Below are 23,233 nucleotides of genomic sequence, written 5' to 3'. Positions count from 1 at the left end.
GGAACGCATTCCTCAGATGTGATTTGAAACCCCGTTTACACAAAAATTCGGACAGGCCCTCTGTGTGCGTTAAGCAGGTCGATTGTCATATCACTGGTACGACAATTCAGATGTGGAAAATCTTCCCTCTATAAGCATCCGGGCGTCCCGGCGTGCCGCCGTCGGGCTCGCGGGCTGCGCCCCGCGCTTCGTGCCGAATCGCGGCCATCCGACTTTGATCCCTGACGCCTCCGGCCCTCTCGGGCCTGCGCGCTGCACTTGCTCCAAGGCGGGTGTGTGCAGTGGGCGGGGTGTGGGCGGTCTTGCTGTTCCCTTCACCGTATCACGGCGTTCTCGCCGTCAAGGGCGGCGCGCGCTGGTGCGCGCTTGCGTCCTGGCGGCCGTCGTTGACCCCTGACTGCTTGCGCTGCGCCGTGCCTTGGAAGGGTCGGGCAATTCCGCCCGGCAACCTTTCAGGAGTTCACCATGAACAACGCACTCATCACCGACGAGCACCGCATCGTGCTGCTGGCCAACGGCCGCGAATCCTTGGAGAACCCGGACTTCGATCCGCCACCCGTGGTCAAGCTGTTCACGCCCGATGCCGGCGCGACTTGGCTGCTGACCGAGATTGACCCCGATGACCACGATCATGCCTTCGGTCTTTGTGACCTGGGCCTGGGGATGCCGGAAATCGGCTGGGTCAGCCTGGGCGAGCTGGCGACGGTGCGCGGCGGGCTGGGCCTGCCGATCGAGCGCGACCTGTCTTTCCGTGCCGAGAAGAAGTTAAGCGCCTATGCGCGCGATGCGCGGCTGGCCGGGCGGATCGTTGTCTAACCCGGCCCTGGGCGAATGGCCCAGTAGCGCATCCCATATCGGGATGCGCTTCACTGCATCGTCAGCGAGGCCAGTCGTCGCTGCGAACACCTTCAAAGAAGCCAGGGCCGACTTCGATACGCAGTGAGGAGTGGCGGCGCAAGATCTTCTGCGCTATCTCGGGCGATGCGTAGTCCGTGAAGTCGAGGAGGTAGCCATAGACCATTTCACCGCTACTTCCGTCCAGCTCCATTGCTTCTACATCGGCGAGATTGCCAACCTCATGCAGTTCGAGGCCCAGCAGTTCGGCATAGGCTTGCGATACGCTGCGCGGCGGTGGCTCGCCATCGTAGTCGTCATCTCCCCAGTTTGTATCGAGTTCCGCTTTGGTGACTTGGCAGTCCACTGACCCAAAGCACTGGCTGCCCAATCGTTCCACGCTCAAAGTGCCCTCCACATTCACGATGTGGCCCGCGTAGGGACGCTCAGTGTCGATGCCCAAGCCAACATGGCCGTCCAGGTCGATTTCCAGAGAGCTGCCAACGGGGACGTTTTCAGACTCGACCTCGAAATCGAAATAGACCTCATCAATACCATCGTAATTGGCGTTGGCCATCTCGCTGTTCACGTCATCGTCTTCGATGACCACCTGATCCACATGCTCACGCAAGTAGTTGTCGAAGTCCGCATGAGAGGCGTGAATGTGTGTACGAGGCGCCCGCTCCTTGAAGGCTGCGTCGATCAACTCGTGCAGTTGGCTTGGCGTGGGGGCCGCGCCAAGTTCGCTGGCGCGCTGATCGAGCTGGTCGTAGTCGAGTACAACGTGGTGGACGTTGCCCAAATCTTGGGGTTCGAGCGCGGCTACCTGCGCAGCCTGGTAGGCGGCAAGGCTCTTGTAGCCAAGTGCGGCAACGATGAGTTGTTGCGCGTGACCAAGCTGCACAGGTGCGGCCACGGAAGCGCTGTTCTTGCGAACAGAATGGGCAAGGTCGGAAATGCCGATGGGCATACGATTCTCCTGATTTCAGCGCAGACCAATCGAGCGATTACTTGGCCTACGCCCAGGCGATATCGCATGGTGGTGGCAAGAAATACGGGGGAAAGCAGAACGCAGTCTTGATTGAGCCGCTCGAAGCTCAGGCGGACAGGGCCTTGCCCACATTGTCCGCGAAAAATCGACCAAAGACAAATCCCGCGATGCTCAAACTGCTGGGCGTCCCCGGCCACCTGGGAGATGGCCGGTCGCGCTGTCGTGCTTCGCATCGAACCCCCTGCGGGGTTTCGCCCCTGTCGGGCTTCCATCGTTCCCTCGCTCCGCTCGGCTGACGCCTCCGGCCCGGCTTCCAGATCCGGGCCTGCGCGCTTCGCTTGCCGTGCGGTCGGCGTGTGGGGAAGGCCGTTGCCATGTCCAGCCGTCTTCCCTGACTCCATCACCTTGTCCGCGACTGTAGCCCGCGCCCGTGCGCCGTCAAGGCGCGCAGGGCCGTGTCCTCGGCTGCGCCTGCGGGCCGCACCAACCCTGCGCTTGCCTCCTTGACGGCGCCCGTTCGCGCGCTCCTGACCGTCGCGGGCGATGAACTCAGGAAAGACGGTGGCAACAGCGCCAACCGGGTTCCTCGCGCCGACCGCACCGAACAGCCGAAAGGCTTGGGCTCCGAATCTAGGAATCCGGTGTGCGGTGTGAACAGCAAACCTCTTTTTGTCAGGAGAAAGACCATGCAACTCGCATCTCGTTTCGCTTCCCATTCCCCCGCGCTGCGCAGCGACTACCCGCTGTCCGATGACCAGATTCGCAGGGTGGCCCCGTCCATCTTCGCGGATGCCCCGCATGAGAGCCGTTCGGAGCGGTACAGCTATATCCCGACCGCCACGGTGTTGACCGAGCTTCGGAAAGAAGGGTTTCAGCCCTTCATGGTGTGCCAGACCCGTGTACGCAACGAGGGGCGGCGCGAGCACACGAAACACCTGCTGCGTCTGCGCCATGCCAGCCAGATCAACGGCGCGGAGGCCAATGAAATCGTGCTGCTGAACTCGCACGATGGCACCAGCAGCTACCAGATGCTGGCGGGCCAGTTCCGATTCGTCTGTGCCAATGGGCTGGTGTACGGCGACACCGTGGCCGATGTGCGCGTGCCGCACAAAGGCGACGTGGCCGGGCTGGTGATCGAGGGTGCGTATCAGGTACTGAGCGGCTTTGACCGCGTGCGCGATTCCCGCGATGCCATGCGCGCCGTCACGCTGGACGACGGAGAGGCCGAGGTGTTCGCCCGTGCCGCGCTGGCGTTGAAGTACGACGACCCCAACAAGCCCACGCCCATCACCGAAAGCCAGATTCTGATGCCGCGCCGGTTTGAAGACCGCCGCCCCGACCTGTGGAGCGTGTTCAACCGCACGCAGGAGAACTTGACCAAGGGCGGATTGCAGGGCCGCGCCGCCAATGGCCGCAGGCAGCAGACCCGCCCCGTGCAGGGCATTGATTCCGATATTCGCCTGAACCGCGCCCTGTGGCTGCTGGCCGATGGTATGCGCCAGTTGAAAGCCTAACCGTTCCCCCGCCGGAGGGGCGGTTCCCCTCCATTCCCTTGTTTCACTCGATTGGAGATACACCATGAACGCCGTTACCCAAACCGAAGCCCGCGCTATCCAAGCCCCCGCGCTGGAAGCCGCCGACCCGACCAAGAACCTGATTCTGGTTCCACTGTCGCGGCTGGTGCTGCGCCCCACGGGCCGCAACGTACGCAAGACCCCGCGCATGTCCATCCCCGAACTGGCTGCGAGCATCCAGCGCGTGGGCCTGCTGCAAAACCTGATCGTCATTGCATCCGCCGATGGCGAGCATTACGAAGTCGTGGCCGGTGGCCGACGCCTCGCAGCCCTCAAGCTGCTGGCGAAAAAACACCGCGTCAGCAAGGAATGGGAAGTGCCTTGCCTGCTGGTGGCCGATGGCACCGCCCGCACGGCCAGCCTCACCGAGAATGTGCAGCGCGAAGCCATGCACCCGGCAGACCAGTTTGAAGCCTTCGCGGCGCTGGTGGCCGAAGGCCGACCGATTGAGGATATTGCGGCGGATTTCTCCGTCACGCCGCTGGTGGTGCAGCGCCGCTTGAAGCTGGCGAATGTGTCGCCGCGATTGATGGCCGACTATCGCGCCGATGCTGTCACGCTCGATCAGTTGATGGCCTTGTCCATCACCGACGACCACGCGGCGCAGGAAAGTGCGTTCTACGGTGCCCCGCAGTGGCAGCGCCATCCCTCGCACTTGCGCGAACGCCTGACCGAAAGGGAGATTGACGCCTACCGGCATCCGCTGGTGCGCTTCGTGGGGCTGGACAGCTACGAAACCGCAGGCGGTGGCATCCGCCGCGACCTGTTCGCGGAAGATGACGCGGGCGTGTATCTGACCGATGCCGCGCTACTGGAACGGCTGGCGCAAGACAAGCTGGCAGGCATCGCCGCCACTGTCCGCGCCGAGGGTTGGGCGTGGGTGGATGCCACGCCGGGCGTGACCCATGCCGACCTGCACGCCTTCCAGCGTGCGCCAAGGGAACGGCGCGAGCCGAACAAGCGCGAAGCCGCACGCATCGAGAAGCTGCAAACCAAGATGCACGAACTGGCCGAAGCCGTGGATGCTGCGCTGGATGCCGACGACGAGGAAAAGGCCGACGCCTTGCAGGAGGAAGGCGAAGCCCTAGGCGAGCAGTTGCAGGCGTTGGAAGATGGCTTGCAGGACTACGGCGCGAACGTGAAGGCCGCAGCCGGTGCCATCGTCACCATCGACCGCAGCGGCGAGGCCGTGATTCATCGTGGCCTGATGCGCGAGGCCGAGGCCAAGGCACTGCGCACGCTGGAACGGCTGCGCCAAGGATTCGGCAGCGAAGGCGAAACCAAGAACGACGACGAATGCGAGGACGACGAGCAACCCAAGACCGCCGCCATGTCCGACCGGCTGGCGCAGCGGTTGAGCGCTCACCGTACCGCCGCGCTGCAAATCGAGGTGGCCCGGCATCCACAAGCCGCGCTGGCTGCCGTGGTGCATGGCATGATGCAGACCGTCTTGCAGGGCCGCTACTACGGCCACGATCTGCCGCTGGGCGTGAGTTTGAAAATGCAAGACCGGCTGGAAGGCATGGCCCCGGACTGGCCGGAATCGCCCGCCGCCGTGGCGCTGCGCGAACTGCAACAGGTGGCGGGCGAAGCCTTGCCGCAGGACAGCGCCGAACTGTTCGCCGCGCTGCTGGCGAAGCCGCAAGATGAACTGGTGCGATTGCTGGCCGTTTGCGTGGCGTCCACGGTGGACGTGGTGACGCCCCGCACCACGCCGCAGCAACCCGGCGAGGAACTGGCGCAGGCCGTGGGCCTCGACATGGCTGCATGGTGGCAGCCGACCGCAGAAGGCTATTTCAAGCACGTGTCCAAGGCAGTGATCTTGGACGCAGTGGGCGAGTTCGCGCCGGATTCCGTCAACCGGCTGGGCAAGCTCAAGAAGGCCGACATTGCCTGCGAGGCCGAACGGCTGGCGAATGGCACAGGCTGGATGCCCGCCATCTTCAAGGCCGCAAGCCCGGAGGCCGCGCAGGAAGAAGGCTCGGAGCAGAATGCCCCGGAGGATGCCGATGCAATGGCGAATGAACCCGCCGAGGCGCTGGCGGCTTGACCCGCGCCGAAGGCAAGCGCCCCGGCCTCAACCGGGGCGCTTCGCTGCAAGGAGAACCGCCTATGACCCGCATCACGACCAGCCGCCCGCGCATGGCGGCGATATATGTGCCCGGCACGGTGCGCGCCTGCCGCTGACACGGCGAAGGCGACGTGCGCGGCTACCGCCCACCCTCGGGCTGGACGGCCCGCGCCGACCTCACTGACATTCACCCCATCACGGGCCGCGCCTTGCCGCGTGCCGTGTGGTGGCCCATCGAGATGAAGGAATAACCCGATCAGCACCGCGCCCAGGCCGTTCCGTCCTGGGTGCGGTGAACGCAAAAAATCCGGGCGCGGCAGCGGCCGCGCCCGGTGTTTAAGGCCAACAGCCGAATCAGAACGCCGCTGCCCACGCTTATGCGCGGGCGGCGGCGTTGATACATCGCTTGGGATGCCTCGCTGCTTCCATCACACTTTGATCGGGCCAAACATCCCTGTGTAGATTAGCGTCTCCCAGACCTTTTTGATGCCCTGTCCAGTTTCCTGGCTTACGAACAGCGATGACCGGGCACCGTGAGGAGCACCCAGGAAATACGAGCGCATCGACTCCCAGGTCTCGGCGACTTGCGACCACGTCCAGCAGGGGACTTCCTTCTCCAGAAGCAGGGGGACAGCGACAGACAGCGGAATCATGTGGTCTGGGAAAAGTTCTTCCCAATGACACTTGACCAGAATGGGCGTTGTCTGCGGGTTGTAGAACTGCACATCCAGCTTTTCCGCCGTGATGTAAGCCGCGTGGTGGCGGGGAAGTGCCAGAACGGAATCCAAAACCTCTTGGCCATCGCCATACGGGCAGGTGATGAATCCATTGACGAAGAACCTCGTGTGATCCAGCCCCTTATAGCCGCAGCGATCGCTGGGGATGGTGACGGGATGGCGACTATCGTGATTGCGCACCAGCGGATGCCACGAAGGGTATCTGTCAACGACTGGCCCCAGTCCGTCAGCTATGTCCTCCAGAGCCCTCCTGCTTCGCGCCCGCTGAGCCTCATCGGCATCCCGGGGGCGGGGGACAAGGTACTTCTCCACTTCTTCGTACCCGGCGCGTGCTGCTTCATCTGCTCGGAAGGCCATGATTCACCTCAATTAGCTATGTTGCGCATGATTTCACATACTCTAGCATGAAATTGATGTTTTGTGCATAACCTGAATTTGTTGCGCATATGGCGGCATGATGCTGTGACGCTTCTGGGCGTGTCGGCGCGATGCGCCGCCGGGCTTTCGGGCTGCGCCCCGTGCCGTCTTTGCCGTCACGGCCATTCGGCGTCCAATCCCTCACGCCTTCGCGCCTGCGGCGCTGCGCGCTTCGCTTGCCTCCAGGGGAAAGCCCTGTGGGCTATCCCCGCCGCGCAGGCTTGGCGCCCCTTGATACCGCCGAACCGGCACATACCGGATCGGCCGGGTCAGGGCCCCTCCGTATGGACAGGGCTTGGCGAACACGCTGGTGCTTACTGCGGCAGGTTGTGCAAATACGTGCCGTCCTCAACGCTGGTGGTTCTCGCCCATCACGTCACGAAGGACGGTTCACGGACAACCCGCCCGGCATCGCTATGGAGCTTCCACCCCACGCCTCAAGACCGGCGCCGCAAGGTGCGGCAGGGGCGTTCTCACCTGTCGTCGGGTGGTTGACCTGGCCCGCATCAGCGGGCGAGCCGGAGAAGCCTTCGAGCGGGGATGCCGAGTCGGCCCCATCTCCTTTCGGAGCGGTTCGGCCCAAGGCGTCCTTGTGTTGTTGTGAATCCTGGCGGTGGCACGGCTGCGCCTCGGGCTTTATGGCTGCAACCGTCCGGCGAAAACAATTTCCCCTGCTTTGTCACTGCGTTCGGCGCATTCCTCGCGGGACAAATTCTTTTCGCCTCCCGGCTCTCCACTGCGTTGCGACCGCAAGCGGTGCAGCCAGCCCGTCCCCCGCCGGCCGGATCACAACAAGGACGCGATGGGCGCGAACCTTGTTCAACCGAACGGAGAAAACATCATGGCCAACATCGGCACCTTCACCGCAGACAAAGACGGCTTCGCCGGCACGCTTCGCACCCTGACGCTCAACGTCAAGGTCAAGCTGGTTCCCAACGACAAGGGGGACAACGAGAAGGCCCCGGACTTCCGCGTCCAGGCCGCCAGCCACGACATCGGCGCAGCGTGGAAGAAGACCAGCGAGGCCGGGCGGGAATATCTGTCCGTGACCCTCGACGATCCTTCATTTGCGGCAACGGTCTATGCCCGCCTGATCGAAGGCGAGAACGGCACGCACGACCTGATCTGGTCGCGCAGCAAGCCCCAGGCGGCGTAACCGCCGCAGCGCCCCGCCCTCGCGGCGGGGCGCAGTGCTGCTTGGATACCGCAATCAGCTAAGTTCGATTTCCAGAACGTAGAGAGGTACACGTTTCTCGGAGCAATGAGCTTTGCCTACAGGGTGGTCATGGCGAATCAAGGTCTGTGAAATTAAAGACAAACTTGCGCCAGCAGAAAACAGTACCTCGTTCTCATGTCCTAGCGCCAACCCCTTTCGCTTGTAAGCGAACGCCTTTGTGGCCGAAGCAGCTACGCGCAAGACGAAGAGATCAATGCGGTTGGCGTCATAGGCTTTCCCTCTGTGTTCCGCATTCCTCAGTGCCACTTGCGGACAGAAGGAGGACGACAACGGCCTATCCGTCACCAATGAGAGTCCACCTGGCCACACTCCCGCATGGAACAGCACTTGTCCCGGCGACAGGCATGCACCGTGGACATTGATCTCGCTATTGACCTGTAGGGCGTCATACGCGGGGTATCTGCTCTTGTAGTTCTTCAAACCTGGTGGGGTTGCACTCGGCATTTCACGACGCCACACCGCATAGCTGCTGTCGTTGTCCAATGCGTCGTTAATGTGATTGCCCAGGCCATTATCCGCACCAACGCTACCGATATAGTTGGCAGCTTCAAGCCCTGTCGTGACTCTGGCAATTAACTGATCATTCACGTGAAGCGATACCTTCCCCGTTCGCTTCTGCGCTTCCATCATCTCTTCAATACTGGGCGTTCTTGTTGTCCATGCCTCGTAAGGCTGGATAAAGGGATCAACGAGCGGCAATATCACTTCCAGCGTCCTTTTCTTGTTGTCGATCTGACCGGCGCCAGACCAGAGCCCCGTCATGAGGGTGGGGCTTCGATGGCTATTCCCGAACAGCGGCCAGCAACTCTTCCGTCTTGCCCATCAGCACGGCCGTGCTGCATTCGAGCGCGCCGGCGATCTTGAAGATGATCGCCAGCGTGGGCATGTGCTCGCCGCGCTCGACCTTGCCCATGTGCGAACGCTCGATGCCTGCGAGGTTCGCCAGCGATTCCTGTGCAATCCCGCGCTCCGTCCGCAACGCGCGCACAGCCGCGCCGAAGGCTTGAGCCAATTCGGCGTCGAAGGTGGTGGCGCCCGCTGGCCGGCCGCGCTGGATGGATCGCTTCTGCATAGACAGAAGCGTCAATTCGCGACACAATTAAAACCACGTTATCTTTAACTCATTCATGCTTTTGGCCCTTATTCGTGCTTTTACGGAAATCCGCTTCTGCGGATTCCGACAGAACCGGAAAACCGCCAACGTGCCTTTGCAGATTTCTACAATTGAGCTTTTGCGCTTTCGTGTTTCCACGGCTTTCGTGGAATACGCATCCACGCTTTGCCGTGGATGTGCAAAACCAGCATTCCATGTTGGAACAGGAGCACCACGATGAACGCTCCCCTCGTCACCGATGCGCAGCGCGCCGCGCTGCTGGAGAACGGGCGGCGGGCCGCCGCCGGTGAACCGTATGACCCGCTGCCGGTCGTGCGGCTGTTCACCCCCGACGCGCACGCCACCTGGCTGCTGACTTCGCTCGATCCCACTGACGGCGACACGGCCTATGGTCTGATCGACCTGGGAATCAGTATGCCCGCGCTGGGGACGGTGAAGCTCTCCGATCTGGCTTCCATCGTCGGGCCGCGCCAGCAGCCCGTGATGCGGGATTTGTATTTCCAGGCGGTGCGCCCGCTCTCGGAATATCTGCGCCTGGCCCAGGAAAACGGTTCCGTCGTCGATTGAACCGCTCGCGCTCCGGCCAAGACGGGCGCATTCAGACTATTTCGGTCTTGCTCCAGACCTGTCCAGTCTGAATCAGCACTCTTGCACCAAACCTGTGCGTGCGTGGCAGAAACAGCCACGATCTTTCATGCGGCTTGCGGCACGGTGTCAGTACCGCATGACGTTTTTGGTGCCATGCGGCCGTCGCATTCGGACGAATTACGCAACATGCCGGAGCCAACCAGTCTTGACACCAGCCGTTACAGCTTAACCGGATTTCTACCTTGGTTTAGTGCTCCCGCATGTTTGACGCCGTGGCGACGTTCCTGCTGTTCGACGGGAGCTTGGGTCATGGTCAATCCTCATCATGTCGCGCACTGGTATCCCACTGCGGCTTACCTCTATGTCCTGTGGCTGGATGCGCTTGCGCTGGCTTGGGAGTACCTGCGCAGGCACCCCGATTACCGGCTCGACTGGCTGCGCCGTGCGCGCCGCCCCGATGCTGCGCATCGTTGGGGCTTGCGCGTGCTGGAAGACCCGGCGCTGGATGCGCGCGACGCGCATCCAGCCTGGCAGCCCGGCCAAGCTGATGTGGTGCAGCTCTACCCCGATGCCGATCCGCCCGTGGATGCCGAGTCCTTCGCGTTCTGGCGTATCCCTGGCCACAAGCAACTTCTCCACGATGGCAAGGGACTGGCGCTGATCGCGCGCAGCCCCGGCCAGTGCCTGCGCTTCGCGCTCGCGCCCGGCCTGCAAGACGGCATGGCTGTCGCCTACGCCCATCGCGGCGGCGCTGCCGCGCCTGTGCGCGGCCACGCTTCCGGTGCGGCGCTGGCCGATGCGCGGCCCAGGCCGTCGCAATCGGCACTGCTGGAGCTGCACACCCTGCAGGCGCTCGACGCGACCCTTGCGGGCGCGTCCTTGCGCGAGGTGGCCGAAGGCTTGTTCGGCACCGATGCCGCGGCAGGTTGGCACAGCGACGGCGGCCTGCGCTCCAAGGTGCGCCGCCTGGTGCGGCGTGGCGATGCGTTGATGCGCGGCGGCTATCGCCACCTAGCACAACTGCCTCCGCTTGAGAAGGGTCGTTTTGATGAGGGTGCAAAACGACCCTGAGCAGAAGGGCCTCGTTTTCTGAGACTGCCTCCATCCGGTTGCGCTGTGTGGCCGGAGCTTTGAAAGCTATGGAGGTTCACACCATGCGTCCCGCTCCCTTGCGGCCTGCCGCCGCTCCCGCCACTGCCGCTGCGCAGCCGCAGCGTTACCTTACCAACGACGAAGCCGCCGACTACTTGCGCCTGTCGCCGCGCACGCTGGAGAAACAGCGCGTGCTGGGTGGCGGCCCCAAGTTCCGCAAGTTCGGCAGGCGCGTCATGTACGCCGTGGCCGACCTCGACGCCTGGGCTTCCGAGCGCAGCTTCGAGAGCACATCCGATCCCGAGTACGCCGAGCAGCATTCGGCGGACAGCCGTGCGCGCTGATCGCTTGCGCGCGGGTGGCCTTCGCCATGTCCAGCCCTGCGCTGCCGTCCCGGCAGCGGCCCGTGCCAGAGCGCGAACAGCTCGACCTGTTCCGCGCCTTGCCGGGCGACATGGCGCCGCGCGACAGCCAGGACTTGATGGCCTTTCCGTTCTTCTCGCTGGCGAAGTCGCGGCGCGTTGCGCCGATCGACTTTCGCAGCGGGAACGTCACCATCCGCGTGGAAGGCACGCAGGAGCACGGCATCGCCACGATTTGGGATGCCGACATTCTGATCTGGGCCGCCAGCCAGATTGTGGAAGCACGCGACGCGGGCTTGCGCCCGTCGCGGCTGATGCAGGCCACGCCCTACGAGATCCTGCGCTTCATCGGGCGCGGTACGTCGCTGCGCGACTACCAGCGCCTCAAGGCGGCCTTGGATCGCCTGCAATCCACGACGGTGGCCACGTCCATTCGGGAGACCACGGGAAGGCGGCTGCATCGCTTCTCGTGGATCAACGAGTGGAAGGAACTAGCCGATGCCAAGGGCACGCCCTTGGGGCTGGAGCTGATCCTGCCGGACTGGTTTTACGCGGGCGTCATGGACGCCGCGCTGGTGCTGACCATCGACCCAGCGTATTTCCGGCTCACGGGCGGCATCGAGCGCTGGCTGTACCGGTTGGTGCGAAAACACGGCGGGCGACAGCCGGGCGGCTGGCAATTCGATTTCAGGCACCTGTATCGGAAATCGGGCAGCGCCACGCGCTTCTCGGACTTCGCCTACGACTTGCGCGCGCTCGTCGCGCGGCAGTCGATGCCCGGCTACGTCCTGGGCATCGAGCGAATGCCGGACAACAGCGCCGAGCTGCTGACCTTTCGGCCCGTGCCGTTCGCGGCACGGGGATAAACGGTGCGCAGCCTGTGGACGGACTCGTGCTATCAGGAGTACGGGGTATCGTGCTATCGGGAGTGCGACCCTCGTGCTATCAGGAGTACGAATCGGCTGCAAAGCCAATAACGGCGCTGGTTTCAGGCCCCTCTAACTTCCCTAACTTAAATTCTCTAACTGGTAGTAGCAGCGCCGCGCCACGGTGGACAACCACCATGCGGCCAGAACCGCAGCGGCAACAGCCGGGCTTTCCAACGCGGAGGGCCAGGCCATGATCGTCGCACTGCTCAACCAGAAAGGCGGCGTGGGCAAGACCACGCTCGCCACCCACATCGTCGGCGAGCTGGCGATGCGCGGGCAGTCGGTCATCCTGCTGGATGCCGATCCGCAGGGCTCCGCGCTGGACTGGACGCAGCGCCGCAGCCAACAAGGTTTGCCAAGGCTGTTCAGCGCCGTGGGCCTCGCCCGCGAAACGCTGCATCAGGAGGCACCAGAACTCGCCAGGCGGGCCGATCACGTCGTCATCGACGGGCCACCCAGGATCGCCGCCTTGGCGCGCTCCGCGCTGCTGGCGGCCGAGCGTGTACTGATCCCGGTGCAGCCCAGTCCCTACGACCTGTGGGCCAGTGCCGAGATGGTGGCACTGATTCGGGAAGCGCAGGTGTTCCGGCCTGTGCTGCGCGCGGCCTTCGTCATCAACCGGCGCGTGAGCACCACCGTGATCGGACGCGAAGCACGCGGCGCGCTGGCCGAGCAGCCGCTTCCTGCGCTGCGCGCGGAAGTGCATCAGCGCATCGTGTTCGCCGACAGCGTGGCCGCTGGCCGGCTTGCGCGAGAGACGGCGCCAGACAGCGCCGCCGCGCGCGAAATCACCGCGCTGGTCGATGAACTGCTGCGGTGGCCGTCATGACAGCGAAGTCGCCACCAAGCAGCAAACGCGCTGCCAAGCGCGTCGGCATCGGTGCGCGTCCGCCCGCGAATCCGCACGCCGAGGCGTGGATTCGCCAGGGCGACACCGATGCGCTGGGCAAGGGCGACCTCTACACCGCACGCCTGACGCTCGACATCACGCCCGCGATGCGGGCGCGCATCAAGGTGTCGGCCTTCACGCAAGGCGTGACGGTGGCCGAGCTGCTGCGCGGCCTGCTGGAGCGCGAGTTTCCAGAACACCGCAGGGAGAACACACCATGATCGCATCCGCTTTGCCTGCTGCTGACGCGGCCACGGCCGCAACGTCGCCGTCACTCCCAGCACGCGCGGCGCGGCCTATCTCAACGCCACTGACGCGCGTTTCGCTGGCCTTCCTGGAGCACCGTTTCAAGCTCTATCTGCGCTTTGGCGAACCGGCGCGCACGCTGCGGCTCGACCGCTGGCGCAGTCTCGCTGTGTTCCTGCCGAACGCTGTGCTTTGCCGCATCCGCTGGCAAGCCAACGACTACGGCACCGTGCGCTGGCAGCTCATGGTGATGCAGGCTTGCACGCCGCTCGACGGGGCGCAGCGCATCCCCGGCGTGCAGCCGGGCGCACGCCTGCTGCTGCACGCCGAGGGCGCGAACCAAGTGCGCGCCGTTCTGGAGCGCATCGACGACATCGAGGCGCTGGGCATTGCGCCCGCTGCCGCTTCGCCCGCGTACTGGCGCACGCTCGCCAACCGGCTCGCTGCGCGCCTGCCGCTGCCCGAATACACCGCCGAGCGGCACGCCGCCTGGCTCATCGGGAGGGCGCTGCCATGACCGCCGTTTCGACTACCGGCACCGCGCCGCATCCTCGCTCGCGCCTGCGCGCTCGCATCGTACTGGCGTGCCTGTCCGCCTGCGGCCTCGCTGCGCTGGCCTGGGCGTCCTTCGTGCATCCACTGCTGCGCCTGACCTACAACCCGTCCGACAGCGTGGCGGTCGGCTGGTATCGCGTCGATCCGCTCGACCATCGCGCCAGCTCGCTGCCTCGTCCTTTGTCCGTGGGCAGCGTCGTGCTGGTGCCGTTGCCCGCCGAGGCTGCCGCGCTCGCTGCGCAGCGCGGCTACCTGCCGACACGCATTCCTCTGCTCAAGCGCGTGGGTGCGGTCGCACCGCAGGAGGTGTGCATCATTGGGGGCAGCGTTCGCATCGACGGCGTGCCTTCGGCCGCCGTGCTGTCTGCCGATCGCTGGGGCCGGCCGCTGCCATCCTGGCAGCAGTGCCGCCGCCTTCGGCCCGGCGAGCTGTTCCTGCTCAGCGTCACCAATCCGGCGTCATTCGACAGCCGCTACTTCGGGCCGGTCAGTGCAGCCGCCGTGATCGGCGTTGCGCGTCCGGCCTGGCTGGAGTCGCGCCCATGATGGCCGCCGATTCGCTGCACGCTGCCGTGCATCTCATCGTGCCATCGGGCGTGCCGTGCTGCTGGCCGTCGCTGTGTCGTTGCGCGTGCAGTGCGAGCGCATCCGCGCCGCACTTCGCGCTGCCTTCGGCGCAGCCGTCCAACGTGCAGGCGTCTTGCCTCGAACGCGGCTGGCCTGCGGCCATCGCCGTGTTCGCCGGGGTGCTGGCTGCTCGCGCAGCAGCGCCACCGGGCCGCCGCTGCCCTGAGCGACAGCGAGGGGCAAAGGCGGAAGGCAAGACAAAAGGACGCGGCACCGGGCCGCGTCGAAAGCCTGTCTGCACATGGGGGTGGCGCGGCACGCAGCGGCTTCGCCGCCGTGCCGCGTGGGGCGCGAGGCCCGCGCCAATGCAGGCATATCCGCGTGCTTCGCACGACGGGGCACGCCAGAGCTTGCAGGGAGCGCAGCCATGACCGGCCGCCGCGACGATGATTTCCGGGTGCGCCCCAGCGCCCCGAAGAACCGGGGCAAGGGCCAGGGGCAGAGCTTCGTTTCCAAGGTGCTCAAACAGGCGGGCAAAGCCAGCGGCGGCAAGCCCCTGATGCGCCATTCCGCCGCCGGCGGCAGCGGCGCACGCGCCGGCCAGCGCCCCGGTTCGCGCCTGGGGCGCGGCCATACGGCGGCGCGCTTCGCAGGCGCGAAGCTCACGCCCATGTCGCGGCGCGTGACCATCAAGACGCTGCTGGTCAATCAGCGCAACGCCAGCCCGCAATCGCTCGCCAAGCACCTGCGCTACATCGAGCGCGACGGCGCGGGCCGCGATGGCGAACCGGGCCGGGCCTATGGGCCGCAGACGGACGCGGCCGACCTCGACGCCTTCAAGGATCGGACCGCCGATGACCGGCACCATTTCCGCTTCATCGTCTCGCCCGAGGATGGCGCGGAGCTGGAAGACCTGCGCACCTATACCCGGCACCTCATGGGCCGCATGGAGGCCGACCTGGGCACGGGCCTCGATTGGGTGGCCGTCAATCACTGGAACACCGACAACCCGCACACGCACATCGTCGTGCGCGGGTGCGACGACACCGGCAAAGACCTCATCATCGCGGGCGACTACATCGCTGATGGCTTCCGCCATCGTGCCGCCGAGCTGGCGACCGAATGGCTGGGCCCACGCACCCAGCTGGAGATCCAGCAGACCTTGCAGCGCGAGGTGGAGCAAGAGCGGTGGACGAGCCTGGATCGCACACTCAAGCGCGAACTGGGCGACGATGGAATGGTGCATGTCGAACGCCTCAACGAGCCGAGGTTGCAACGCCAGCGCCTGCTGCTGATCGGCCGCCTGCAACGCTTGCAGCGCCTGGGCCTGGCCGACGTAGTGCAGCCCGGCACCTGGGCCGTCCATGCCGATGCGGAAAAGACCTTGCGCGCCCTGGGCGAGCGCGGCGACATCATCCGCACCATGCAGCGGGCCATGGGCGGCAAACCGCGCGAGCTGGTGGTGTTCGAGCCGGGCCAGGATGCGGATGGAAGTGGCCGAACCATCCTCGGCCGCGTGGCCGCGAAAGGGCTGGCCGACGAGCTGCGCGACCGAGGCTATCTGGTCATCGACGGCGTGGACGGCAAGGCCCACTACGTCGCGCTCAATGCCCGCGACGAGCTGGCGAACTATCCGACCGGCGCCGTGGTGGAGGTGAAGGGATCGGCCGACGTGCGCGCGGCCGACAAGAGCATCGCCGCGCTGGCGAGCGATGGCCTGTACCGCACCGATCATCACCTCGCCATCGCGCAGGGTCAGGCCGTACTGGGCCGCGATCCGCAGGAAGTCGTGGCGGCCCACGTTCGTCGGCTGGAAGCTCTGCGCCGGGCCGGCATCGTGGAGCGCGTGGCCGAGGGGCTATGGAAGGTGCCCAGCGACCTGCCCGAGCAGGGCCGCCGCTACGACGCGGAACGCCTCGGCGGCGTGGCCGTGGAGCTGAAATCGCACCTGCCCATCGAGCGGCAGGCCCGCGTGATCGGTGCCACCTGGCTCGACCAGCAGCTGATTGGCGGCGGCCAGGGGCTGGGCGATCTAGGCTTTGGCGGCGACGCCAAGCAGGCCATGCAGCAGCGCGCCGACTTCCTGGCCGAACAGGGACTGGCCGAGCGGCGCGGGCAGCGCGTGATTCTGGCGCGCAACCTGCTGGGTACGCTGCGCAGCCGCGAACTGGCGCATGCCGCCAAGAACATTGCTGCCGAAACTGACCTGGAACATCGGCCTGCGGGCGACGGGCAGCGCGTGGCCGGTATCTACCGGCGCAGCGTCATGCTCGCCAGTGGGCGCTACGCGATGCTCGATGACGGCAAGGGATTCAGCCTAGTGCCATGGAAGCCAGTGATCGAGCAGCGGCTGGGACAGCAACTCGCCGCGACGGTACGCGGCGGTGGCGTGTCCTGGGAAATCGGGCGACAGCGGGGCATGTCCATATGAGGCAGGGACACATCAATCCGCACCTGCGTACCTGGGGGAGCGATGCTCGCGATAGGCTGCCGCCAGTGTCCGTAAGGCATCGCGAGAGCGCCGATCCGTGAGTGTCGAATGCAGCATGATCCGCGACGAAGGCAGTTCCGGCAGGCCCATGCGTTGACCGACCTCTATGGTGTCGGCGGGAGCCAGCCGGCAGGATAAGGCCGCCACAGCTAACCCTGCCGAAACCGCAGCCATGACGGCAGCATGGCCGCCGCCGACGAATACCTCGTTCCACTCGATGCCGTCTGACGCCAAGGCTCGAATAGCGATGTCACGGACACCGCAGCAAGGGGCCAGTGCTGCTACGCGCAGCGGTTTGCCGGGTTGCTGATGAAATTGGGGCGCTGCAAACCAGCCGAAATGCTCCGGCCCCAAGTCTTCGCCATCGCGGCGATCATCTTCCTGACGAACGATCACGGCATCCAGATCGCCGCTGTCGAAGGCATCGAGCAGGTTGCGTGAATTTTCCAGCCGCACTTCAATGGTCAAGGCCGGGTCTCGTTCGTTTAGCCGTGCCAGCAAGGTCGGCACTTCCGGCCCCGCGACGTGTTCGGCGATGCCCAGGCGAAAGCGCCGGCATTCGCACGACAGCGCCGCCATCGCGCGGTCATGCGCAGCAATGAACTCGCGTGCCGGATTGAGGAACGATGCCCCTGGCGCAGACAGCCGAACCAGCCGGGGCGTGCGCTCGATCAGCTTGTAGCCCAGGCGTTCTTCCAGGCGCTTGAGTCTGACGCTGATGGCGCCTTGGGTTGTCCCCAAGGCTTCGGCGGCTTTGGTGAAGCTCTGAAAGTCGGCGATGGTGACGAACGCCTGCACCGACTCCACATCCAAGGCTGGGCGGCTCATTGATCATCCGAATTTGTTGTCTCTGATATGTCCAATCATATCATTGATAAATAGATGAGTGCTCCCTAACATTCTTCCAAACGTGCCGCGCGTCCTGTTTCTCGCGTCGGCCGGCTTTCTAGGCGGCACCTGAAAGGTGCCGAACATACAAGTTCTTTTGGAAGGTATTCATGACTCCCTCAACTTCGCGTCAGGGCATGTTTGCTCTGGCTGCCGTCTGCTTGTCCGCATTGATGCTGGGCCTGGAAATTTCCAGCGTGCCGCCCATCCTTTCCACCATTGAGCAAGTCATGGGGGCCAGCTTCCGGCAGCTTCAATGGGTCATGGCGGCCTACACCATTGCCATGACGACGATCCTGATGGGCGTCGGAACCCTGGCTGACCGCTACGGGCGCAAGCGCATCTTCACCATCGGTATCGTGGCCTTCGGCATCACCTCGCTGGTGTGCGGCCTGACGGAAAGCGCCGCCGTGCTGATCGTGGCCCGGTTCTTCCAGGGCTTGAGCGCCGCCATGATGCTGATCTGCCAGATCGCCATTCTGTCCACCCAGTTCCGGGATGGCGCGCAGCGCGGCAAGGCATTTGCCTGGTGGGGCATCGTCTTCGGCGCCGGCCTGGGCTTCGGCCCCATCGTGGGCGGTGCGATTCTGGCACTGGCGAGCTGGGAATGGGTGTTCCTGATCCATGTCGCCCTGGCCGTCGTGACCTGGCTGCTGACCCAAGCGGGTGTTCAGGAGTCGCGCGATCCGCACGCGACGCGCCTGGACATCGCTGGCATCGTCACGCTGTCGGTCGCCGTGTTCTGCCTCGTGCTGTTCGTCACCCAAGGGCCGGTGCTCGGTTTCGGCAGTCCTGCGGCTCTGGGCATTATCGGCTTGTCGGTCGTGAGCCTTGTTGGCTTCATCGTGGCCGAGCGCGTCAGTGCTAGACCGATGATCGAGTTCTCGGTTTTCCGCGTGCGCAATTTCTCGGGTGCGCTGCTCGGCTCAATGGGGCAGAACTTCAGCTTCTGGCCTTTCATCATCTATTTGCCGATCTATTTCCACGTCGGCCTGGGTCATGACAGCGTGCAGACTGGGCTGGCGCTGCTGGCCTATACCCTGCCTACGCTGTTTGTTCCACCGCTGGCCGAGCGCCTGGCGCAACGCTGGCAGCCCGGCATCGTGATTCCGCTGGGCATGTCCACCATCGGCCTGGGATTCGTGCTGATGAAGATCGGCAGCGTATCCGCGCAACCGGGCTGGTTGATTCTGCCGGGCTGCGTGCTGGCCGGCATCGGGCTGGGTCTGACCAACACGACCGCAACCAACACCATCACCGCTTCCGTCGCGGCGGAACGCGCGGGTATGGCCTCTGGCGCGGATACCAGCGCCCGGATGATCTCGCTGGCCTTCAACATCGCCGTGATGGGCTTCGTACTGGTGCAAGGTGTCATGGCCCATTTGCGCGACGTGCTGGGCGTGCCCGAGACGGCCGAACTGCGGCAGTTTGCGGAAAAGATCGCGGCCGGCGACGTGACGGTTGCGCAGCAGAACGCCGGACTGCTGGCGAACGTCGCCGCGCCCCAGGACGCGATCAATGCCGCACTCGTGGCGGGATTCGGCTGGGTGATGGTGTACGGCGCGATCAGCGTCTTCGTGCTGGCGCTCGTCAGCTTCTTCGTCTTCTCACCGGGCAAGGCCGCGCAGCGCGATGGCCGTGCCACGCAGGGCCAATCGGCCTGAAGGGGACATGATGAACATCGGGATCATCGGCGCCGGTCATATGGCGCAGGCCGTGGGCTCGCTGGCTATCAGAGCAGGCCATCGCGTCATGATGAGCAATTCACGCGGGCCACAAAGCCTTTCGGGCTTGCGCGATGCGATGGGTTGCGAGACAGGAAGCGTTGCCGATGCAGCGGGGTTCGCGGACATTGCCTTTGCTGCCATCCCGCTGCAAGCCTGGCGTGCCATTCCGGCTGCCCCGCTTGAAGGAAAAGTTGTCCTCAATCCGCAGAACTACTTTCCCCAGTTTGGACGCATTCCAGAGCTGGAGCGCGGAGAACTGACGACAGCGGAGCTGTTGGCCAGGCATCTTCCGAAATCAAATGTAATCAAGATATTGAACGCCATTCTCGTCGAGGACATCGTGCCCGATGCGCGGCCGACCGGAGCAGCGGATCGCCGTGCGTTGCCTGTCGCTGGTGATGACCTGGGCGCAAAGAAAACGGCCATCGAGTTTCTTGACCAGATTGGCTATGACGCGGTGGATGCCGGGATGCTTGTAGAGGGGTGGAAGTTCGAGCGGCGCAGACCCGTCTATTGCGTACCCTTGAATACGGCGATGCTGGCGGAAATGTTGACTGTCACGACACCGGACGCATTCATGCCGGAGGGCCATTGGCGCTATCAACGCGGAATCCGTGCTTGATGGGGTAGCGTATGTAAGGAGGGATGCGGTTTGGAACTACGCCATCTTCGCTACTTCCAAGCCGTGGCCGAAGAACTCCACTTTGCCCGCGCGGCCGAAAAACTGCACATTGAGCAGTCGCCGCTGTCGCGCGCGATCAAAGAGCTGGAAGAAGAATTGGGCGTTGCGCTGTTCGCCCGCACCACGCGCAGCACGCGCCTGACCCGTGCGGGATCACTTTTTTTGGAGAATGTGCGCCGCGTCTTTGCCGCCATGCAGCAAGCCCGTGACAGCGTGAAGGCGGCGGCCAACGGCTTTCATACTCAGTTGCGCATCGCACTATCCGATGGCATCACGCCCTCACGCCTGCCGAACTTGCTGGCGCTGTGCCGGCAGGAAGAACCCGAAGTCGAAATGCGGTTTTTCGAGGTGCCTCTATCGCAGCAGATCAAGGGTCTGCATGACGACCTGTACGACGTGGGCTTTGCTCAATCCAATGAAGTCGGTGACGGTGCCGTCGCAATTCCCGTCTGGAACGACCCGCTCATGGTGGCCGTGCCAGCACGGCATCCACTGCTGACACACAAGCGCATTCCCCTGAACGAGCTGCTGCGCTATCCACTGGTTTTGTGTGATCCGCAGGTATGCGAGGGGCACGCCAAGCATGTTGAACGAGTGCTGCGTCGCGCCGATATGGAGCCACTGGTTGCGGAGCGGGTGGCTTCTTGCGACCTGATGATGGCGCTGGTATCGGCGGGCTTCGCGCTTGGGTTGACGGGTGAGTCACACATTTCCACCAGCCGCGAATCGGGCGTAGTGGCCCGTTCGTTGGCTTCGCGAGTGCCGCCGCTGACGACCTATCTGTTGCGCCTTGAAGGCGAGCCGTCCGATGTGCTGACGCGGTTCATCGAGCGCGTAGAGGTTATCGAGTCGCCAGAGTCCCCAAGGCTCATACCCGGCCACCACCCTGATCCACCGGAGGAACCAGTGCCATGAAGAAGATCATTCCGTTCTTGCTGGTGGCTGCGGTGACTGCCTGCGGTCAGTCTGAAACGCCTCAGAAGGCCAACCCTTCGGAAGCGAATATCCCGACGGTGGAGGAACTGGCCGCCAATCCTGAACGGCTCAAGGAACTGCGCCAACAGTGCAAGACCGACCGCCCCAATATGGGCGACGTACTGTGCAACCGAGTGGCGGAAGCCACGCGCAAGCGGTTCTATGGTGACGGCGAAACCCCCTACACGCCGCCGAAGGAATCGCCCAAGTTCTGATTGTTGGCGGCTCGCCGCGTCACCTTCTTTTTTCTCGACACGCCGCAATGCGCTATCGCTTGCGGCGCTTTTCTTTGATTCGCCGCCGCACTCATTCTGTCTTTTTGCTCGACTTTTCTGCTGAAAACGGTCTTTGACCGGCACTGACTCGGCACCGATCCTGACGCTTGCGGCACGCCCCTGTGCCGCGATTTCCATGAGGAATCAGCGCAGGAGAAATCGGAGGCCAGGTCATGCAAGGGACGAACGTGCTGTTCGGTCAGATTGCCGTGGTATTCGGCATCGTGATCGCCGGCGTGTGGGGCGCCACACAATGGACAGCAGCGGCCCTTGGCCATCAACTACGCCTTGGCTCGCCCTGGTTCGATCTTCTCGGCACGCCGATCTACCACCCGTGGAAGCTGTTCGAGTGGTGGTTCTTCTTCGACGCCTACGCGCCGCGCGTGTTCGACACCGGCGGCGCCATCGCGGGCGGCAGCGGTCTTGTCGCCGTGCTGGTGGCGATTGGCATGTCGATCTGGCGCTCGCGGCAATCGCGCCTGGTCACGACCTACGGCTCGGCCCGCTGGGCGAACGCGCAAGACATTCGCAAAGCCGGCCTCACGCAGCCGGCTGGCGTGTTCCTCGGCCAGCACGACCGCCAATACCTGCGGCATGAAGGGCCGGAACACGTCCTGACCTTCGCGCCCACGCGCTCGGGCAAAGGTGTGGGTTTGGTGGTTCCGACGCTGCTTTCGTGGCCCGCGTCGGCCGTCATCCACGACATCAAGGGCGAGAACTGGCAGATCACCGCAGGCTGGCGCTCGCGCTTCTCGCATTGCCTGCTGTTCAACCCCACCGATGCGAAGTCGGCAGCCTACAACCCGCTGCTGGAGGTGCGGCGCGGCGCGCATGAGGTGCGCGACGTGCAGAACATCGCGGACATTCTGGTCGATCCCGAAGGCGCGCTGGAGAAGCGCAACCATTGGGAGAAGACCAGCCACGCGCTGCTGGTCGGTGCCATCCTGCATGTGCTCTACGCGGGCGAGGACAAGACGCTGCGCGGCGTCGCCAATTTCCTGTCCGACCCGGCCAGCCCGTTCGAGCTGACCTTGCACCGGATGATGAGCACGCCGCACCTCGGCGATGGCCCGCATCCGGTAGTCGCTTCGGCTGCGCGTGAAGTGCTCAACAAGAGCGACAACGAGCGTTCCGGCGTTTTGAGCACCGCCATGTCGTTCCTCGGCCTGTACCGCGATCCCACGGTGGCCGAAGTCACTTCTCGCTGCGACTGGCGCATCGCTGACCTGATTTCTGCGGGGCACCCGGTATCGCTGTATCTCGTAGTGCCGCCTTCGGACATCAGCCGCACCAAACCACTCATTCGCCTGATCCTCAACCAGATCGGGCGTCGCCTTACCGAATCGCTCGATGGCTCCGACGGCATCGAACGCCGCCACAAGCTGCTGCTGATGCTCGACGAGTTCCCGGCGCTGGGGCGCTTGGACTTCTTCGAGACGGCGCTGGCCTTCATGGCGGGCTACGGCATCCGCAGCTTCCTCATCGCCCAAAGCCTGAACCAGATCGACAAGGCGTATGGGCAAAACCACTCCATCCTCGACAACTGCCATGTCCGGGTGACGTTCGCCACGAACGACGAACGCACCGCCAAGCGCATCTCCGAGACGCTGGGCACCGCCACCGAGCTGCGCGCGCAGCGCAACTATGCAGGCCACCGGCTGGCGCCGTGGCTCGGGCACCTGATGGTGTCGCGCCAGGAAACCGCGCGCCCGCTGCTGACGCCCGGCGAAGTGATGCAGCTACCGCCCGACGAGGCGGTGGTGATGGTGTCCAGTGTGGCACCGATCAAGGCCAAGAAGCTGCGCTATTACGCGGATGCCAACTTCAAGCGGCGCGTATTGCCGCCGCCTGTGCTCGCACACGGTCAGTACGCCGATGCGCCGCCATCGCGTCCCGACGACTGGAGCGGACTGGCGATTCCCGCCATGCCTGCGTAAGCGTCCAGCCCGTCCACCTATCCACCGCCCCCTCCAATCCCCATGATCAGGTTTT

Annotated in this window: 23 protein-coding genes; 18 read left to right on the top strand and 5 right to left on the bottom strand. The window is 64.4% G+C overall.

Annotated elements, in window-relative coordinates; genetic code table 11:
• Positions 1 to 465: 465 nt before the first annotated feature.
• Positions 466 to 816: a DUF2958 domain-containing protein gene (locus IE083_RS13115; protein ID WP_189354278.1), complete on the top strand. Its 351-nt coding sequence runs from the start codon at positions 466 to 468 to the stop codon at positions 814 to 816.
• Between the two features lie 61 nt (positions 817 to 877).
• Here IE083_RS13115 and IE083_RS13110 read toward each other — a convergent pair whose 3' ends face one another.
• Positions 878 to 1,804: a hypothetical protein gene (locus IE083_RS13110; RefSeq protein WP_189354275.1), complete on the bottom strand. Its 927-nt coding sequence runs from the start codon at positions 1,802 to 1,804 to the stop codon at positions 878 to 880.
• A gap of 476 nt (positions 1,805 to 2,280) precedes the next feature.
• On the opposite strand from IE083_RS13110, the gene IE083_RS13105 reads away from it, so the two are divergent.
• A complete protein-coding gene (locus IE083_RS13105; RefSeq protein ID WP_444545833.1) occupies positions 2,281 to 3,339 on the top strand; it encodes a DUF932 domain-containing protein in 1,059 nt (352 codons plus the stop codon).
• Between the two features lie 64 nt (positions 3,340 to 3,403).
• Positions 3,404 to 5,449, top strand: coding sequence for a ParB/RepB/Spo0J family partition protein (locus IE083_RS13100; RefSeq protein ID WP_189354271.1), 2,046 nt, complete (start codon positions 3,404 to 3,406; stop codon positions 5,447 to 5,449).
• A gap of 449 nt (positions 5,450 to 5,898) precedes the next feature.
• Here IE083_RS13100 and IE083_RS13090 read toward each other — a convergent pair whose 3' ends face one another.
• Positions 5,899 to 6,387 (bottom strand): hypothetical protein, encoded by a 489-nt coding sequence (locus tag IE083_RS13090; protein ID WP_229799748.1) that lies wholly within the window; start codon positions 6,385 to 6,387, stop codon positions 5,899 to 5,901.
• A 1,078-nt stretch (positions 6,388 to 7,465) separates the two neighbouring features.
• On the opposite strand from IE083_RS13090, the gene IE083_RS13085 reads away from it, so the two are divergent.
• Positions 7,466 to 7,780, top strand: a complete 315-nt coding sequence (locus IE083_RS13085; RefSeq protein WP_150728698.1) for a DUF736 domain-containing protein — start codon at positions 7,466 to 7,468, stop codon at positions 7,778 to 7,780.
• Between the two features lie 54 nt (positions 7,781 to 7,834).
• Here IE083_RS13085 and IE083_RS13080 read toward each other — a convergent pair whose 3' ends face one another.
• Together IE083_RS13080 and IE083_RS13075 are read right to left on the bottom strand one after the other, a co-directional pair.
• Positions 7,835 to 8,623: a hypothetical protein gene (locus IE083_RS13080; RefSeq protein WP_150728699.1), complete on the bottom strand. Its 789-nt coding sequence runs from the start codon at positions 8,621 to 8,623 to the stop codon at positions 7,835 to 7,837.
• A gap of 19 nt (positions 8,624 to 8,642) precedes the next feature.
• On the bottom strand, positions 8,643 to 8,933 hold the full coding sequence (locus IE083_RS13075; protein ID WP_150728700.1) for a helix-turn-helix domain-containing protein: 291 nt from the start codon (positions 8,931 to 8,933) through the stop codon (positions 8,643 to 8,645).
• 258 nt (positions 8,934 to 9,191) lie between these two features.
• Between IE083_RS13075 and IE083_RS13070 the strand changes: the two genes are divergently transcribed.
• The 9 genes from IE083_RS13070 (at position 9,192) to IE083_RS13030 (ending at position 16,634) form a co-directional block, all read left to right on the top strand.
• A complete protein-coding gene (locus IE083_RS13070; protein ID WP_150728701.1) occupies positions 9,192 to 9,542 on the top strand; it encodes a DUF2958 domain-containing protein in 351 nt (116 codons plus the stop codon).
• Between the two features lie 330 nt (positions 9,543 to 9,872).
• Positions 9,873 to 10,634, top strand: a complete 762-nt coding sequence (locus IE083_RS13065) for a DUF2285 domain-containing protein (protein ID WP_150728702.1) — start codon at positions 9,873 to 9,875, stop codon at positions 10,632 to 10,634.
• 83 nt (positions 10,635 to 10,717) lie between these two features.
• Entirely contained in the window at positions 10,718 to 10,999 is a 282-nt protein-coding gene (locus IE083_RS13060) for a helix-turn-helix transcriptional regulator (RefSeq protein WP_058017641.1), read from the top strand.
• Positions 11,000 to 11,025: 26 nt separating this feature from the next.
• Positions 11,026 to 11,883 carry a replication initiator protein A gene (locus tag IE083_RS13055; protein ID WP_150728703.1) on the top strand — a complete coding sequence of 286 codons (858 nt, stop codon included), beginning with the start codon at positions 11,026 to 11,028 and terminating at the stop codon, positions 11,881 to 11,883.
• 253 nt (positions 11,884 to 12,136) lie between these two features.
• The gene (parA, locus tag IE083_RS13050; RefSeq protein WP_189354268.1) at positions 12,137 to 12,775 is read left to right on the top strand and encodes a ParA family partition ATPase; all 639 of its coding nucleotides are present in this window, start codon (positions 12,137 to 12,139) and stop codon (positions 12,773 to 12,775) included.
• Positions 12,772 to 13,056, top strand: coding sequence for a chromosome partitioning protein ParB (locus tag IE083_RS13045; protein ID WP_150728705.1), 285 nt, complete (start codon positions 12,772 to 12,774; stop codon positions 13,054 to 13,056). Before parA ends, IE083_RS13045 begins: the two co-directional genes overlap by 4 nt.
• Positions 13,053 to 13,598 carry a DUF2840 domain-containing protein gene (locus tag IE083_RS13040; protein ID WP_150728706.1) on the top strand — a complete coding sequence of 182 codons (546 nt, stop codon included), beginning with the start codon at positions 13,053 to 13,055 and terminating at the stop codon, positions 13,596 to 13,598. Before IE083_RS13045 ends, IE083_RS13040 begins: the two co-directional genes overlap by 4 nt.
• Positions 13,595 to 14,182 (top strand): S26 family signal peptidase, encoded by a 588-nt coding sequence (locus IE083_RS13035; RefSeq protein ID WP_189354265.1) that lies wholly within the window; start codon positions 13,595 to 13,597, stop codon positions 14,180 to 14,182. The genes IE083_RS13040 and IE083_RS13035 overlap by 4 nt, the downstream gene beginning before the upstream one ends.
• Before the next feature lie 448 nt (positions 14,183 to 14,630).
• Entirely contained in the window at positions 14,631 to 16,634 is a 2,004-nt protein-coding gene (locus IE083_RS13030; protein WP_189354263.1) for a relaxase/mobilization nuclease domain-containing protein, read from the top strand.
• Positions 16,635 to 16,646: 12 nt separating this feature from the next.
• On the opposite strand, the gene IE083_RS13025 is transcribed toward IE083_RS13030, so the two are convergent.
• Positions 16,647 to 17,522, bottom strand: a complete 876-nt coding sequence (locus IE083_RS13025) for a LysR family transcriptional regulator (protein ID WP_189354261.1) — start codon at positions 17,520 to 17,522, stop codon at positions 16,647 to 16,649.
• A gap of 170 nt (positions 17,523 to 17,692) precedes the next feature.
• Here IE083_RS13025 and IE083_RS13020 point away from each other — a divergent pair, with 170 nt between their 5' ends.
• The 5 genes from IE083_RS13020 (at position 17,693) to IE083_RS13000 (ending at position 23,178) form a co-directional block, all read left to right on the top strand.
• Positions 17,693 to 19,246 (top strand): MFS transporter, encoded by a 1,554-nt coding sequence (locus IE083_RS13020; protein WP_189354258.1) that lies wholly within the window; start codon positions 17,693 to 17,695, stop codon positions 19,244 to 19,246.
• 7 nt (positions 19,247 to 19,253) lie between these two features.
• On the top strand, positions 19,254 to 19,931 hold the full coding sequence (locus tag IE083_RS13015) for an NADPH-dependent F420 reductase (RefSeq protein ID WP_229799747.1): 678 nt from the start codon (positions 19,254 to 19,256) through the stop codon (positions 19,929 to 19,931).
• Positions 19,932 to 19,961: 30 nt separating this feature from the next.
• Positions 19,962 to 20,906 (top strand): LysR family transcriptional regulator, encoded by a 945-nt coding sequence (locus tag IE083_RS13010; protein WP_189354255.1) that lies wholly within the window; start codon positions 19,962 to 19,964, stop codon positions 20,904 to 20,906.
• Positions 20,903 to 21,181: an EexN family lipoprotein gene (locus tag IE083_RS13005; protein ID WP_189354252.1), complete on the top strand. Its 279-nt coding sequence runs from the start codon at positions 20,903 to 20,905 to the stop codon at positions 21,179 to 21,181. Before IE083_RS13010 ends, IE083_RS13005 begins: the two co-directional genes overlap by 4 nt.
• Before the next feature lie 233 nt (positions 21,182 to 21,414).
• Positions 21,415 to 23,178 (top strand): conjugal transfer protein TraG, encoded by a 1,764-nt coding sequence (locus tag IE083_RS13000; protein ID WP_444545832.1) that lies wholly within the window; start codon positions 21,415 to 21,417, stop codon positions 23,176 to 23,178.
• Positions 23,179 to 23,233 lie beyond the last annotated feature (55 nt).

This window comes from Vogesella fluminis (assembly GCF_014652335.1).
GTDB classification, from domain to species: Bacteria; Pseudomonadota; Gammaproteobacteria; order Burkholderiales; family Chromobacteriaceae; genus Vogesella; species Vogesella fluminis.
This window is presented reverse-complemented; position numbering and strand designations above follow the sequence as displayed.